13 protein-coding genes are annotated in these 14,843 nt (G+C 36.1%); 5 read left to right on the forward strand and 8 right to left on the reverse strand.

Going from position 1 to position 14,843, the window contains the following annotated elements; all coding sequences use genetic code 11:
• Window positions 1-41: 41 nt before the first annotated feature.
• Complete coding sequence (locus ACZIX2_RS06495) at window positions 42-1,583, forward strand: acyl-CoA carboxylase subunit beta (protein WP_463339279.1); 1,542 nt, start codon at window positions 42-44, stop codon at window positions 1,581-1,583.
• 54 nt (window positions 1,584-1,637) lie between these two features.
• On the opposite strand, the gene ACZIX2_RS06500 is transcribed toward ACZIX2_RS06495, so the two are convergent.
• From ACZIX2_RS06500 to ACZIX2_RS06535, 8 genes are all read right to left on the reverse strand, one after another.
• Window positions 1,638-2,177 carry a hypothetical protein gene (locus tag ACZIX2_RS06500; protein WP_463339280.1) on the reverse strand — a complete coding sequence of 180 codons (540 nt, stop codon included), beginning with the start codon at window positions 2,175-2,177 and terminating at the stop codon, window positions 1,638-1,640.
• Between the two features lie 737 nt (window positions 2,178-2,914).
• Entirely contained in the window at window positions 2,915-3,964 is a 1,050-nt protein-coding gene (locus ACZIX2_RS06505) for a PCMD domain-containing protein (protein ID WP_463339281.1), read from the reverse strand.
• A 4-nt stretch (window positions 3,965-3,968) separates the two neighbouring features.
• Window positions 3,969-4,706, reverse strand: coding sequence for a hypothetical protein (locus ACZIX2_RS06510; RefSeq protein ID WP_463339282.1), 738 nt, complete (start codon window positions 4,704-4,706; stop codon window positions 3,969-3,971).
• 214 nt (window positions 4,707-4,920) lie between these two features.
• Window positions 4,921-5,400 (reverse strand): hypothetical protein, encoded by a 480-nt coding sequence (locus ACZIX2_RS06515; protein WP_463339283.1) that lies wholly within the window; start codon window positions 5,398-5,400, stop codon window positions 4,921-4,923.
• A 692-nt stretch (window positions 5,401-6,092) separates the two neighbouring features.
• A complete protein-coding gene (locus tag ACZIX2_RS06520) occupies window positions 6,093-7,151 on the reverse strand; it encodes a nucleoid-associated protein (RefSeq protein WP_463339356.1) in 1,059 nt (352 codons plus the stop codon).
• Between the two features lie 117 nt (window positions 7,152-7,268).
• Window positions 7,269-7,808, reverse strand: coding sequence for an IS1096 element passenger TnpR family protein (locus tag ACZIX2_RS06525; RefSeq protein ID WP_463339284.1), 540 nt, complete (start codon window positions 7,806-7,808; stop codon window positions 7,269-7,271).
• Window positions 7,809-7,962: 154 nt separating this feature from the next.
• Window positions 7,963-8,358 carry a hypothetical protein gene (locus ACZIX2_RS06530; RefSeq protein WP_463339285.1) on the reverse strand — a complete coding sequence of 132 codons (396 nt, stop codon included), beginning with the start codon at window positions 8,356-8,358 and terminating at the stop codon, window positions 7,963-7,965.
• A 221-nt stretch (window positions 8,359-8,579) separates the two neighbouring features.
• A complete protein-coding gene (locus ACZIX2_RS06535) occupies window positions 8,580-9,236 on the reverse strand; it encodes a carbonic anhydrase (RefSeq protein ID WP_463339286.1) in 657 nt (218 codons plus the stop codon).
• A gap of 259 nt (window positions 9,237-9,495) precedes the next feature.
• Between ACZIX2_RS06535 and ACZIX2_RS06540 the strand changes: the two genes are divergently transcribed.
• The 4 genes from ACZIX2_RS06540 (at window position 9,496) to ACZIX2_RS06555 (ending at window position 14,829) form a co-directional block, all read left to right on the forward strand.
• The gene (locus ACZIX2_RS06540) at window positions 9,496-11,682 is read left to right on the forward strand and encodes a TonB-dependent receptor (protein WP_463339287.1); all 2,187 of its coding nucleotides are present in this window, start codon (window positions 9,496-9,498) and stop codon (window positions 11,680-11,682) included.
• A 406-nt stretch (window positions 11,683-12,088) separates the two neighbouring features.
• The gene (gene rimO, locus ACZIX2_RS06545) at window positions 12,089-13,405 is read left to right on the forward strand and encodes a 30S ribosomal protein S12 methylthiotransferase RimO (RefSeq protein WP_463339288.1); all 1,317 of its coding nucleotides are present in this window, start codon (window positions 12,089-12,091) and stop codon (window positions 13,403-13,405) included.
• A 28-nt stretch (window positions 13,406-13,433) separates the two neighbouring features.
• Window positions 13,434-13,892: a hypothetical protein gene (locus ACZIX2_RS06550; protein ID WP_463339289.1), complete on the forward strand. Its 459-nt coding sequence runs from the start codon at window positions 13,434-13,436 to the stop codon at window positions 13,890-13,892.
• A gap of 34 nt (window positions 13,893-13,926) precedes the next feature.
• Complete coding sequence (locus ACZIX2_RS06555; protein ID WP_463339290.1) at window positions 13,927-14,829, forward strand: N-acetylmuramoyl-L-alanine amidase; 903 nt, start codon at window positions 13,927-13,929, stop codon at window positions 14,827-14,829.
• Window positions 14,830-14,843 lie beyond the last annotated feature (14 nt).

Below are 14,843 nucleotides of genomic sequence, written 5' to 3' on the forward strand. Positions count from 1 at the left end.
AGAATTGAATTTGGATAAAAAATAATGTCTAAACTAGGAGTATGGAATCTAAAATTGAAATATTAAACGAGAAAATAGCTCAAGCCCAATTGGGTGGTGGCGTAGCACGTATTAAAAAACACCATGCTAGTAAAAAATTAACAGCTAGAGAACGAATCTTGTATTTGCTTGATGATGGCTCTTTTGAAGAAATTGGAATGCTAGTCACCCATCGCACCACAGATTTTGGGATGGACAAAGAAATTATTTATGGGGATGGGGTAGTTACTGGCTATGGTACTATCAATGGGCGATTGGTGTATGTTTTTGCTCAAGATTTTACCGTTTTCGGAGGGTCACTTTCTGAGACTCATGCCGAAAAAATTTGTAAAGTCATGGATATGGCCCTTAAAGTAGGGGCGCCTATGATTGGACTCAACGATTCTGGTGGAGCTCGAATTCAAGAGGGGGTGCGCTCTTTAGGAGGGTATGCTGATATTTTTTATCGCAACGTACAATCCTCAGGAGTAATTCCTCAAATTTCTGCCATCTTGGGACCTTGTGCTGGAGGGGCAGTTTACTCGCCTGCTATGACTGATTTTACCATGATGGTGGAAGGCAATAGCTATATGTTTGTAACGGGACCCAACGTGGTGAAAACCGTAACCAATGAAGAGGTAACTTCGGAAGCTTTAGGTGGTGCTCTGACCCATGCCACCAAATCGGGGGTTGCTCACGTTACCGCTCCCCATGGTGTGGCATTGTTAGAAAGTATCAAAGCTTTATTGAGTTATTTACCACAAAATAATCAAGAACTAACACCAAAATTACCCTATACTTTGGGTGATGAAAAAAGGCCACAATTAACGTCAATTATACCCGATAGTACCAATAAACCTTATGATATGCACGAGGTTATCAAAGGGGTAATTGATGCCAATTCGTTCTATGAAATCCATAAAGACTTTGCCGAAAATATCATTGTTGGATTTGCACGTTTAGGAGGGAGAAGTATCGGAATAGTAGCCAACAATCCAATGTTTTTAGCCGGATGCTTGGATGTGAAAAGTTCCATCAAAGCTGCAAGATTCGTTCGTTTTTGCGACAGTTTTAACATTCCTTTATTGGTACTAGAAGATGTACCAGGCTTCTTACCCGGTACCGATCAAGAATGGAACGGAATTATTGTGCATGGAGCCAAGTTATTGTATGCCTTTAGCGAAGCAACAGTGCCTAGAGTTACGGTGATAACCCGCAAAGCCTACGGTGGGGCCTATGATGTGATGAATTCTAAACATATTGGTGCCGATATGAATTTTGCATGGCCTACAGCTGAAATTGCTGTAATGGGGGCCAAAGGAGCTTCTGAAATCATCTTCAAAAAAGAAATCAGCGAAGCCGAGGATCACGAAGCCAAATTGCTAGAAAAAGAAGCCGAATATGCAGAATTGTTTGCCAATCCATACACAGCAGCACAACGTGGTTTTATAGATGAAGTTATTTTGCCTGAGGACACGCGGCGCAAACTTTTGAAAGCCTTCAGTATGTTGGAGGGCAAAAAAGTATGCCGCCCCGAGCGCAAACATGGTAATATTCCATTGTAATATAAAAACAAAGCGGCTGTCAATCCTTTTTTTGACAGCCGCTTCGTTTAAAATTTAGTTTGCTTTAATTATAGTTCCTTTTGGAGAAATTACAACATGTTTAGTTTCTTTGTCTTTTTTTAACTTAAGAGAATATTCTTTTTTTGTAACATTTCCTTCTGATTGACTGTATTCGTATTTGTCTTTTTGGATCTGCCAACCTGGATAGGCCTTGTAGATGGCAAAAATAATTTCAGAGGGAAGTCTTACATCAGAGTATTTTTCAACTACATTTATCAATTTGCCATTTTGATTGTACGAAGCGGTTAAAACGCCTCTATCGGATTCTAAAACGACGAGATATTTATCGTATCCTTCATAATCTTTACCTAAATTGTATCCAATGAATTTGGACTCTAAGGCTACCACTCCCTGATCGGGATTTTTGTCTGGTAAATACAAAGAGAAATCTTTTCCTGCACTTTTAATTACAAGCCCGGGCAGTTCTGTGGCACTTGGTATATCCGAATCTAAAGGGCCTTTTGTAGCGGTTTGCCCATAACTGGCACTGACAATTCCAAGAAAAGCCAATGCTATATTTTGTATCTTTTTCATTTTGTTTTTTTTATAGATTGTTGAAAACTGTTTGTGTATCAATAACTAAACTAGGCTTTAGTCTTTCGGTGAAAAATTTTCAATAATCAATGGAATCGTCTCAGATTGATGATAGTCAATTCTAGAGGCCTTAAATAGGAAAAAATGTCAAACTGGAAGACTACTGCACATGATCTTTTTACGATACTTTAATAAAAGGCCATTGAAAAGGTTTTGGCTTTTTATGGACGTTAACCAATGGATTCAAAGAACGTTTGTGTCTAAGATTTGGAGGTTACCTGTTGATTAAAAAGAAAGAAGAAATAGGTACTGATTTTTAAAATTGGGCCATTTTAAAAATAAAGGAGCGGGTACTTTAACTAGTAATACTGTGATTCAAAGTTACAAGCAATTTGAATACAATTTACAAGCGGATGGTTAACTCCTTCAAGTTTAACGTTTTTAAATACTATTGCACATGTTAATTTAAAAGAAACCCTTGGTTTTAAACAGGTGTTAATCCCAACTTTAATATAATTTTTAAGAATGATTAAAAATAGCGCGTAAAAGGTGATACACTCCCAAAATACTATCGGTTAAAGTAAGGTGACTATTACTTTGGACAGTAAAATACGTAATACTCGACTATTTTTCGAATAGAAATTTAGAAGTTTTAAAAAAGTATATAATAAGCTGTTTGGTTGTTGGCTTGTGTTCTAGAGCAAGGGGCAACGTAAAATGGTAGATTTTAATCAATATTAATAGATCAATTTGAAGTTATTCACCAATAGGGTGCTGTTGGTGCCACCTTCTAGCAAATCTCCACGGAAACTCGAAGAAAATACAACAGTAATATGTGTTACGGGTTCGTTACTTGCTGCATAAAGCCCATTAGAAGGTTTTTGAAAATCCGGAAAATTGGCACCTAAGGCACCATAGGTAAAATCAATGGTTATGGTTTTAAAACGATCAATAGCCTTTTCTTCTGATCGAAACCAAGCGGTTGCAACTCTTTTTATGCTGGTACCGTTTCTGTTTTCTAAAAGGACATATAGATCACAGGCGTCTTTAGTATCTAGAAGTTGTCCTTTTTTATCTAAGTAGGGTGTGCCGGGACTGTAGGCATAATCTATAGAAAATTTCTTGGGTCTAGCCGCAAAGGGGATTCCAAATTGTACAGAATTACTTGGATTGGATAAATCTAATGTAAATTTACCAGTAAACAAAGATCCTGCGGCCATACGTTGGTTAACCAATCCCGCCAAATTGCCCATATCTTGTGTTACCAATTTTGCCGCTAAATCGCTACCATTTAAAGTGAAAGGGGTTACATTGGCTGACCCCAAAGTGGTAACACCTGCATTGCCACTAGCCCAAATCGAATTGGCGTCTTTCCCGGGTTCGTAGTAATTTTTGGGTGTCATGTACCAATCATCAAAAGCGCTGTTTTCTAGTTGAGGTTCGCTTCCTTCTTGTTTTACGGTAACGGTATAAATTCTTGTGCTTTTATCCTCGGCAGTAACGGTGTAAGTTTGTGGAATGGAGAAATCTAAAGCGGTAGTGCTAGAAGGAGATAACTGTGCAAAGGTCGAAAGGGTTACCATGGTAGGTTTCAATTGCAAAATATTTGCTGATGCGCCAACTGTAATACTGATGGTGTTTTGTTGTTCATCAATAACGGCATTGCCAACTTGACTTTCCAACTCAAAAGCTAGGATACGTTTTTCATTGGATGCACCAAAATAATCTTCTGAGACACATCCCGAAAGGCTCAAACCAATTATTAGAAAAGCTACAATTTTTTTCATGGTTTTAGGTCTTAAAAAAGTAGAAAAAGCTGATGTTTAGCGATAAGATATTCAATTTTAAATCCAATTCACTATTGATGATTTTTGAGCTCTCCACTTGATTTAAAGTTGTTTTTTTTGCAGTGTGCGTAAGCCCCGCCAAATTCACGCCTACTTCGGTAGCAAATCCTTTAATGATCAAAACTTGAATTCCTGGGTTTATGGTTAAATTGTAAGTGTTGGTTTTGGTAAAATAGCGGCTTAATACCGCATTGGTGGTTTGCTCCGAAAGTTTGTTTTCAAGGGTTAAGCCTAAACCGACTACGTTGAATAAATTGAAACGACCATTAGGGGTAATCGGGATATAGTTTTTAATAAAAAAACCACCACCTAAACTGCTTTTCGCTTCTTGTATTGTGGTGAGTACACCCTCGGAGTCTTCTAAAATCTGATTTAACTTGCCCCAATCGTATTTCATGTTTGCCCCAACAGCAAAAGATTTACTTAAGAAATACCCTCCATTGGTTTGAACATAAAATCCATCTTTTTGCTTGTCTATGATTTTGGTGATTAAAATATCTTCGTTTTCACTACTTCTTGTACTGACTCCTCCGGTAAGTCCAATGAAAGCTAAATGTTTTTGTAATGGAGTGAAATTTCCAATGGAGTTGTCCTCTTCTTGCACTTGACCAATCGCAAGGTTAGGAAAATGTATCAGTGCCATTAGATACACAAAGGCAATTGCTATAGGCTTGATATTCATAGTCTAAGAGTGGTGGGATAGTATATCAAATATCTAAAAAAAAAATTAAAATCGAATAGAATTTGTGAAAATATAATGCAAAAACCATCATTTCAACTGCTATATGTTGCTGAATTTGTTTTTTAGCACTCTACACTTCTTCATTTTGTTTTACTAAAGATTGCTATCAAAAAAAAAGCTCCCATGGAGGGAGCTTTAAATTGTAAGTGAAAAATTAATACGTCAAAAGTGTAGCGCTGGATTCATTTCTGTTTTCAGAAACTAAGGATATAAAAGGAATTCCTTCTTTGGCAGCTTTTCTTTTCAATAGGGTTAGGTTTTGTTGTTGAACGGCCAATGGTGTTTGTCCTTTTACACGGTTTTGATAAGTGAATTTTTGAGGACTTGGTATCAAACCGTGTTGCTGGTTTGCTGGTATAACTTTTACCTTGTTGTAGTCTTGTACGCCATTTACAATAATTTTGTCCGAAATTTTGGTTGCTACATTGGTTGTAGTGTTGATCAATTCCGCTACCGCAAAAGTGCTTATTGTTTGCTCCATTTGATCTTTTCCTGAATTGAAATAGATTAAATTGTTATCGGTTTTGATGTAATTCACATGGAGTTTTTCACCATTATGTTTTACAATGAGGTGGGTTTGAGACCAAAGACTCATAGAAAGTGAAAAAAATAAAAAGGTAATTAAAGTTTTCATAATTTTTTTATTTAAGTTGATTAATCTAAAAGGGTTGACAGAATTTTATTAAAGTTTTATCCTTTGAAAATCCTTTGTTTAATAAAAATGAAATTTTAAGCTTATCTATTAAAATCGTAATATTGATAATTTTTAATCCAAATATTGTTGTTTTTGTAACACAAAGATAGTTTTGTTGTTAAAATATAACAAATTCACGAAGGTTAAAATGACGTTAATCAGTGCAAATGAGAAAGATGCAGTCGAAATGGTTATTTTGAATTCCTAAAATGTTTTTTAGTGGGGTTGAGTAATAAAAAAAATCAAAAGAAAAGAATAAGAGTTGAAAAATTGCAGGGTAATTTGAAAAGCAACTGCTTTCTGTTGTAGCATGGAAGCACTGAATTTGTTGTTAATTAAAATATTTAACAATACGCTAACAAGTATTGCGGCTCAATTTCTACATGAATTTCTTGATCAACCCCATTTTTTTTAAAAATTTTCCCTTTGTACTCTTTTCTGATGTGAGAAACAGGATAAAGTTTCTATTTCTTTCTTGTAAGTGAATGGGAGTATTGGTAAATTCTTTTCTAAAGATTTGAAAATAGGTTTGGAGACAAACAAAAAATACAGCTACGTTTCAATCAAAAAAAAGCAAACCTCGAAATGTAATTCAAGGTTTGCTTTGGTAAGTAATAGTTTGAAAGAAGTGCTTAGTTTTTCTCTTCTTTATTGAAATACACTAGGTAGTAATACATTTGTTTTTCTTCGTCCCAGCCTTTTTCTACAAATTTTTCGGCGCTTTCGGGATTGATAAAATCCATTTTGATTTGAATGTGTGTATCTAGATTGATCACGTTCTTGATTGATTTTCTAGCGTCCGAAACAGCGGCATTGGCAATTGGGAAGGAGGTAACATCCTCTATAGAATATTTTTCTCCTTTGTCCATTTTATAATTTTTGAACTCAGGAATTAAATCCGGATTATCTATGACTTCGTTCAAGAAATTAGATTCTTCAAATTGATCGTTTTTGGCAAAATAATTTACCGAACGATTCATAAACATCACCTCTTCTTTTTTATCTTCGGCAGGGAAAACTACATCTTTGGCAAAGTTTTGACAAAATTTCAAATACTTTTTGGTAATGAAGTTTTCGTCCTCAAACGCATCAACCGAAAGGAAATGCTCTAGCCAATAACGCGCATCATAGCGGTTGCTGTCTACGGTCAATATTTTGTAGCCTTCTTCTTTTTTATGGTTAAAGATCAAACATCCTTTGTCGAGTTTGTTCAAACTTACACCGTGTTGTAAAATCATTTCTAAATGAGTTTCTTTCTCTTCAAATTGTAAGAAGTCCGATTGAATTTCACTTTTAAAAACCCCAATAGCATCGACCACCTGATTGTCTATGGCAACATGGGATAAGTAGGCAACATACACCTCACCATTCTTAATATGTGGGTGATTGGATTGTTCGTAAAGGTGTTGCGTGATTTGTTTGGATACTTCGTGTAATTGTTCTGGTTTTTCAAAAATTTGAGTCGCAAATTTGAACATGTCATTATAATCCAAATCCACCTCATGGGCAAACTGGTAATAATTTTCTTCTTTTTCTCTGAAAGGTTTCAAGAAAAATTCCTTAATCAAAGGAACAATTTCATCCGTAAGATTATACGGTTGTTCCGATAAAAAGATGGCCTCATTGCGGCTTTTGTTTCCCACACGATGAATGGAAAGCGTTTCAATATGAGTGTTGTATAGATTGATCATTATGGTAAGCCCCTCCCGTCCTCCCCAAAAGCGAGGAGTCAAGCACTGGACAGTTTATTTGATTAAATACTTTTTTGAAATCTTTTTGTAGTTCCCCTTTTGGGGGCTAGGGGGCTACTAGTTCCAATTCTCTTCAAATCCGTAATCCTCAAAACTATCATCACCACTAAACATGTCAAAGTCTTCTTCGTCTAAATCATCTTCAAATTCATTGAAGTAATCTTCTGGATTGTCGGATTCAAAGTTTTTTTCACTAGCTTCGGCAGGCATAATTCCATGAGAAAACAAGGTTTCTGGATACGTAGCGCCAGCCACTGCTTCTTCAATAGCTGCCAATTCTACTAAGAACGTCCACATATTGATGAAATCATAAACATAGATAATTTTGGTGTGGCTTTCATCTAGGATGTCAGACAAAGTATAATCGCTCATCGTGCGTTGCTCGCCAGGAACATCTCCGGTATCAAACAAAGGAATTTCGTCTTCTTGATTCCAAGTTTCGTCACAGGTATAAAAGGAAGCCACTTCCATACCATCAAAGCCAAATGCATTAAAAATAGCGTTGTGTAAATCTTCTAAAGTATCGTCAGAACGTATTGCTATGTCTCTAAAAATGTCTTCTTCGGCATCTAGAATAACCCTAAATTTATAAACCATAATTTTTGTTTTTTTTGAATCGTCAAAGGTAAAATTAAATTTTGGAAAACTGTTTTGCAATCTGATTTTGTTGAAAAGATTTTATTGCTTTTGCTACAGTAAAAAAAAAAAGCTGTCAATAGTAGACAGCTTTTTTTAGATAGATTTTGTGGAATTAGTGTTTCTCCTCAGAACACAATCCTACAATTTCATGAAACACATCGTGTAGTGCTGTCAACGAAGCTGTAATTTGTTTGTCAGTTCCTTTTGCTTTAATAAGAGCGTCCAGTTTTTTAGATCCTGCCTGTAGTTTTTTGATAGATGCTAAAATTGCAGGAGTTTTGAATTCTGTAGGTATCGCTTCTTTAGATAAGGCATTGGCTTTAGTAAGCATTTCTACCGAACGGGTTTTAATGGGTTGTAAATTACCTTCTTCTGCAGGGTGAAAAGTTTGTGACATTACCCCATGAAAGGCTTTTATTGCTGGCCATTTCTCAAAAGTGCTTTGAGCTGAAGTAAGATTAGTTAAAATAAAAAAGAACAAAAGGGGTAAAAAATGTTTTGTTTTCATTATAAAGTAGCGTTTTGATTATCTTACAAATGTATTAAAAAGGGAAAAACATATAAAATAAAATGCTTGCTATTTGTACATAAAAAGCAACATTTTTTTTAATTTTTAAATATTTTACAAAGTAATACAATCCCTGCGCCAATTACTCGTATCGTTACTTACAGTTCTAAGGTAATCTTAAACTAGGATATGGAAAACCATTGTTTTCTTGGTTCTTTGAGTTAATTGATGCTGCTCACTTTTCCTGTATGTACATCATAAAGCATCGGTACGACTTCAATTTTTTTGTGATTCAAAAAAGGATTATTCATTATTTGATGGGTAGAATGTTTTATATTGGCCACAATACATTCCGTAAGGTTTTCTTTAGTAGGATGGCTAATTTGTTTTTCCTCTTCTTCATTTTTAATCGTGGTAATTATTGTTTCTATATGATCGTGATTACTAGTTAATCGGTTAGATTCTAAATTTTCTATGTATGCTTTGATGGCTCCACATTCTGTATGCCCCAAAACAACAATAAGTTGGGTGTTCAAATGCTCCACAGCATATTCTACACTACCCATAGCAAAATCTGACATTAAATTTCCTGCGTTTCTGATCACAAACAAATCACCTAAGCCTTGATCAAAAATAATCTCGGGGCTCACCCTACTATCGGCACAAGTAATCACCACTGCGTAGGGGTGTTGTGCGTTTTCAGTTGCTAGAATCGTTTTTTTATCTTGTCTTGGATGTTGGGTTTGATTGTTCAAAAAACGTTGATTACCAATGGCCAAACGGTTCAAATGTGAATAACTTGGTTTGGGGAGTAAAGCATCATTACAACTTGTAGTCAATTGTAATACAAGCGCGGCTAAAAAGATTTTATATTTCATTTTTAAGTCTATTTTTAAGATATATAAAAATAAGCATAAAGAATAGGAAGTGCTATTTATGTGGTGTTTTTTTTGGGTTATAAATGACTGAAATTCAATAAATTAATATTTTTTTTCAGCGCTTTTTTTTCGAAATCGTTTCCGTAAAAGTTCAAAAAACACCTCATTTACAATTCACCCACTAATATTAACAATTCAGTCACTTCTTTTTAGTATTGTGCTTTCCCAATTGGATATTTGTGCAATAAAAACTATTCAAATGCGACCAATACACCTCTCTATTCTTCAAAAAATAAGCTTTACCTTGCTGTTGTTTTTAGTGCAATATGTAAGTATTGCTCAAAACACCCTTTCAGGAAAAGTTATCGATTCAAAAGGTAAGCCCGTAGTTAGCGCCAATATTTATATCGAAGGTACTTATGATGGTGCGACAAGCGACGAGAAAGGATTGTTCTCATTCGAAACCATAGCCAAAGGAAATGTGACGCTAATCATAAGCTCTTTGATCCACGAAACGGCAACTCTCGTTATAGATGTAACCAATTATAAAGACAAAACCATAACCCTCAAAGAGAATGTCAACACCTTAGACGCGGTGGTGATTACGGCTGGAACTTTAGAGTCGGGAGACAAAGCTCGTGTTTCGGTGTTGAAACCTTTGGATATTGTCACCACAGCGGGTTCTGCGGGAAATATTATTGCGGCGCTACAAACTTTGCCGGGTACTCAAAACGTGGGTGAAGACGGTCGTTTGTTCGTTCGTGGGGGCGAGGCCAATGAAACACAAACTTTTGTCGACGGTATTCGAGTGGCACAGCCTTATGGAGCTAGCACGAATAATTTGCCTACTCGCGGACGCTTTTCTCCGTTTTTGTTTAGTGGGATTTCTTTTTCTACTGGGGGCTATTCTGCAGAGTATGGCGAAGCTTTATCGAGTGTGTTGTTATTGAATACCCAAGACGAACCCGACCAAAACAAAACCGAAATCGCCTTAATGACCGTAGGTTTGGGCGTTGGAAATACACAAAAATGGAAAAAAAGCTCGTTAAGTGTCAATGCCGCTTATATCAACTTGGCACCGTATCAAAAAGTGGTGCCTCAAAATATCGAATGGAACAATCCTTTTCAATCGCTTTCTGGCGAAACCGTGTATCGCTACAACTTCAATAACGGAATCCTAAAACTATATGCTGCTTTTGATTCTTCCAAATTCGATTTGAATCAAGAAAGCGTCAATTCGCCTAACAAAGTCAGAGTCGATTTGAACAATAATAACTTTTACTTAAATACTTCCTACAAAGGTGGTTTTGGCAACAATTGGCAAGTGACAACGGGATTGAGTTACGGCTATTCCAAAAACAAATTAGGATTGGATTTGGACAAGCTAAACAATGATGAAAACGCGGCACATCTTAAATTCAAACTCCGTAAAAGCATTTCGCAACACGTTAAATTAGCTTTCGGAACGGATTATTTCATTACTCGTTTCAACGAAGATTTTACGCCAAATTCAGGCATAGGAGGGACTAGCGGATACAATTCTTCCATTGCAGCAGCTTTTGCCGAAGGCGATATTTTATTCACCAAAAACTTTGCTGCCAAAGTAGGGGTTCGTGCTTCATACAACGATTTGTTGGACGAAACCGCCGTTGCTCCTCGTGTTTCCTTGGCTTACAAACTGAATAAAACCAGTCAGTTTTCTTTCGCTTATGGCGATTTCACTCAGGCGCCAAGTGTTGATTTTATCAAATATTCCAAAATGCACCAATTCGAAAGCGAAAAAGCTTCGCATTACATCTTAAACTTTCAATACAACAACGACCGTCAAACCTTTAGAGCCGAAGCCTATTACAAAGACTACAGCAATTTGGTAAAATTCAATACCACAACGCCAATGTACAATTCGGTATACAATAACAACGGTTCTGGTTACGCCAAAGGACTTGATTTGTTCTGGAGAGACGGCAGCTCGATTAAGAATTTAGAATATTGGATTTCCTATTCTTACATCGATACGGAGCGCGATTATCGCAACTTCCCTAAACAAGTTACCCCAAGTTTCGTGGCGGACCAAACAGCGTCTTTGGTGACCAAATATTTCATCACCGACTGGAAATCACAAATCGGGTTCACGCATTCTTTTGCCACAGGTCGTCCGTACAACAATCCAAACGAGACCCAATTTATGAACGGAAAAACCAAAGCTTTCAATAATTTGAGTTTCAATTGGGCGTACTTGGTGTCGCAACAAAAAATCCTGTATTTCTCCGTGTCCAATATTTTGCAAACTCAAAATGTCTTTGGTTACGAGTACGCCAATAAGCCAGATGCAGCGGGCGTTTACAACCGCAGAGCCATCATACCAACGGCCGATAGTTTCTTTTTTGTAGGTTTCTTTTGGACCATCAGCGACAACAAAAGCGACAACCAATTAAACAATCTTTAAGAGCATTAGCGATATTGTGAATTAAGTGCGGATGAATTGAGTTGGTTTACAAAGAGAAAGGTTGCTTATATATAGGTAATGCAAGCTTTTCATTTTTTAATCTTTAGCTGTTTTTTGCAATGTTTCCGTTCAAACTATTTTGAAACGTTTTTTATTGAAGTGCATTTTTATAGTTGACCAATAAGGGCAATGTGATTAAAAAAGACTATTTTTTGTTTTTTAAAGAAAAGTGAAAGATATTGTGGTAAATGATGTTTGGTGTTGATAATGAAATAGTTGAAACGGTTGGGTTTTCCGAAAATTTTCTTAAAATAAATGAAAACTTTACTGAATTAGTGTCGTTCTCAAAGGGGAGTTGAAAAAAAAATGTAATTTTGCCCGTTCCTAAAAAAAGGAGGAAAATGATATGAGAACGAAGTCAACCAAAAAAAATAAAATCAACGTAGTCACTTTAGGGTGTTCAAAAAATGTTTATGATAGCGAAGTTTTGATGGGGCAACTGAAGGCCAGTGGCAAAGAAGTTACCCACGAAGCCAAAGGAAAAGAGGAAGGAAATATAATAGTGATCAACACCTGTGGTTTTATTGATAATGCCAAAGCCGAATCGGTAAACATGATTTTGGAGTATGCCGATAAAAAGGAAAAAGGGCTTGTTGATAAGGTGTTTGTAACCGGATGTCTTTCTGAACGCTATAGACCAGATTTAGAAAAGGAAATTCCTAATGTAGATCAATATTTCGGGACTACCGAATTGCCTGCACTTTTGAAAGCATTGGGTGCCGATTATAAACATGAATTGTTAGGTGAGCGTTTGACTACAACGCCAAAAAATTATGCCTACCTGAAAATTTCTGAAGGTTGTGATCGCCCTTGTAGCTTTTGTGCTATTCCATTAATGCGTGGAAAAAATGTTTCTCAAACTATCGAAAAATTAGTAAAAGAAGCCGAAGGATTAGCCAAAGATGGAGTAAAAGAATTGATCTTAATAGCACAAGATCTAACTTATTATGGGCTTGATTTGTACAAAAAAAGAGCCTTAGGCGATTTATTAGAGGCATTGGTAAAAGTGGATGGAATAGAGTGGATCCGATTACACTATGCTTTCCCTACTGGTTTTCCGATGGACGTACTCGAAATAATGAAGCGTGAGCCAAAGATTTGTAATTATATTGATATTCCGTTGCAACACATTTCGGATTCGATTTTAAAATCGATGCGACGTGGCACCACCCAAGAAAAAACCACACAGTTGCTTAAAGATTTTAGAGCAATGGTACCGGGAATTGCTATTCGTACTACTTTGATTGTTGGTTATCCAGGAGAAACGGAAGAGGATTTTGAAAAACTCAAAGATTTTGTTCAAGAGATGAAGTTTGATCGTATGGGATGTTTCGCATATTCTCATGAAGAAAACACACATGCTTTTTTACTAGAAGATGATGTGCCTGAGGAGGTAAAACAGTTTAGAGTAAATGAAATAATGGACTTGCAGTCGCAAATTTCTTGGGATTTGAACCAAGAGAAAATTGGAAAAACTTTCAAATGTGTTATCGATCGTAAAGAAGGGGTTCATTTTATTGGTAGAACCGAGTTCGATAGCCCTGACGTGGATAATGAAGTGTTAATTGATGCCTCAAAGTACTATTTAAAAACGGGTGAATTTGTTCAGGTAAAGATTACTGATGCTACTGAATTTGATTTATACGGGGAACCTATAAATTAGTATATTTGAAAACTTAAATTTCAAAAACATGCAAAAAGTTCAGTTTTTTTTCTTTTTAGGAGTCGCATTATTCTTTAGCCAATCCAATTGGGCACAATATTATAACGGTTATGGAAATAACGGTTACGGATATAATAATGGATATGGTAGAATGAGTCAGATGAATCAGATGAATACTCCTTCTACACAGTCAGCTCCAAAACCCCCTTCTAATGAAGAAACCGCTACCAAAGTAATGGAAAATCTTAAAGCAGAATTGGAGATGGATGCACTTCAAGAAATTGCAATTAAGAATATTATCATTGAAAGCCTCAATGCACAAGGGGTGATCTTGAAAAAAGAAAGTTCAAACGAAAGCAAAGCCGAAGATATTAAAGTGATTTCTGAAAATACAGATCGAAAAATATTAGAACTGTTGAATCCGGATCAAAAGGAAATTTATAAAAAAATTACCTCAGGAAATTATAAGAAAAAAAAGAAAAAATAAGAGCTGTACACTTTTAATCTAACCATTCTAAAGTATGATCAAAAAAATTGTTATCTGTGGTGTAGTAGCAGCGCTAGTAAGTGCTTGCGGAACCAATCCTTACAAAGAAAGCAATAAAAAGTATGAAGAACAACTCCAAATGCTTCAGCAAAAATTAGCCGAAAAAGAACGAGTTGCGCTTAAGAAACTAGAAACCGCTACAACGCGTGATACGCTCTACACCAAACAAATCAATAAGTTAACGGATTCCATCTCAAAGATTAGTCCTACAACTCTTGAAAACATCAAAACTGAATGGGTGGGTACAGTAAATTTCAATTTGCGCAAACCTAATTTTGTAGTGATTCACCATACCGCACAAGATTCATTACCACAAACCATTAAAACATTTACCTTAGAGCGCACACAGGTTAGTGCGCATTATGTAATTGCTGACGATGGCACTGTAGTACACATGCTTAACGATTACCTTAGAGCATGGCATGCTGGAAATGCAGTGTGGGGTAGAAACAGCGATATTAATTCTGCGTCTATAGGAATTGAATTAGATAATAATGGGAAAGAACCTTTTTCTGAAGCACAAATCAATAGTTTGTTGGCCTTGTTAGCCAAATTGAAAAAGGATTATAATATCCCGACGCAAAACTTTATCGGGCATTCGGATATAGCGCCTTCACGTAAAGTAGATCCAAGTGCCCTTTTTCCCTGGCAATTATTGGCAGAAAAAGGATTTGGTTTTTGGCCAGAAGCTCCTTTAGAAAAAGCACCAACAGATTTTAATGCGGAAATGGCCTTAAAGATTATTGGTTATGATACTAAAAATCTTAATGCAGCCATCAGTGCTTTCAAATTGCATTACATCAAAACGGATTTAACTCCTATAATTGATCAAAAAACTTTAGATGTGTTGTATGCAATTTATAAAAGGCAACCCTAAAAGGTGATTGTTAT

This window comes from Flavobacterium riviphilum, from assembly GCF_055231795.1.

Excerpts from the sequence above, each read along its gene's own strand:
- ACZIX2_RS06495 (WP_463339279.1), top strand. The coding sequence starts at position 42 with ATGGAATCTAAAATTGAAATATTAAACGAGAAAATAGCTCAAGCCCAA.
- ACZIX2_RS06500 (WP_463339280.1), bottom strand. The coding sequence starts at position 2,177 with ATGAAAAAGATACAAAATATAGCATTGGCTTTTCTTGGAATTGTCAGT.
- ACZIX2_RS06505 (WP_463339281.1), bottom strand. The coding sequence starts at position 3,964 with ATGAAAAAAATTGTAGCTTTTCTAATAATTGGTTTGAGCCTTTCGGGA.
- ACZIX2_RS06510 (WP_463339282.1), bottom strand. The coding sequence starts at position 4,706 with ATGAATATCAAGCCTATAGCAATTGCCTTTGTGTATCTAATGGCACTG.
- ACZIX2_RS06515 (WP_463339283.1), bottom strand. The coding sequence starts at position 5,400 with ATGAAAACTTTAATTACCTTTTTATTTTTTTCACTTTCTATGAGTCTT.
- ACZIX2_RS06520 (WP_463339356.1), bottom strand. The coding sequence starts at position 7,151 with ATGATCAATCTATACAACACTCATATTGAAACGCTTTCCATTCATCGT.
- ACZIX2_RS06525 (WP_463339284.1), bottom strand. The coding sequence starts at position 7,808 with ATGGTTTATAAATTTAGGGTTATTCTAGATGCCGAAGAAGACATTTTT.
- ACZIX2_RS06530 (WP_463339285.1), bottom strand. The coding sequence starts at position 8,358 with ATGAAAACAAAACATTTTTTACCCCTTTTGTTCTTTTTTATTTTAACT.
- ACZIX2_RS06535 (WP_463339286.1), bottom strand. The coding sequence starts at position 9,236 with ATGAAATATAAAATCTTTTTAGCCGCGCTTGTATTACAATTGACTACA.
- ACZIX2_RS06540 (WP_463339287.1), top strand. The coding sequence starts at position 9,496 with ATGCGACCAATACACCTCTCTATTCTTCAAAAAATAAGCTTTACCTTG.
- rimO (WP_463339288.1), top strand. The coding sequence starts at position 12,089 with ATGAGAACGAAGTCAACCAAAAAAAATAAAATCAACGTAGTCACTTTA.
- ACZIX2_RS06550 (WP_463339289.1), top strand. The coding sequence starts at position 13,434 with ATGCAAAAAGTTCAGTTTTTTTTCTTTTTAGGAGTCGCATTATTCTTT.
- ACZIX2_RS06555 (WP_463339290.1), top strand. The coding sequence starts at position 13,927 with ATGATCAAAAAAATTGTTATCTGTGGTGTAGTAGCAGCGCTAGTAAGT.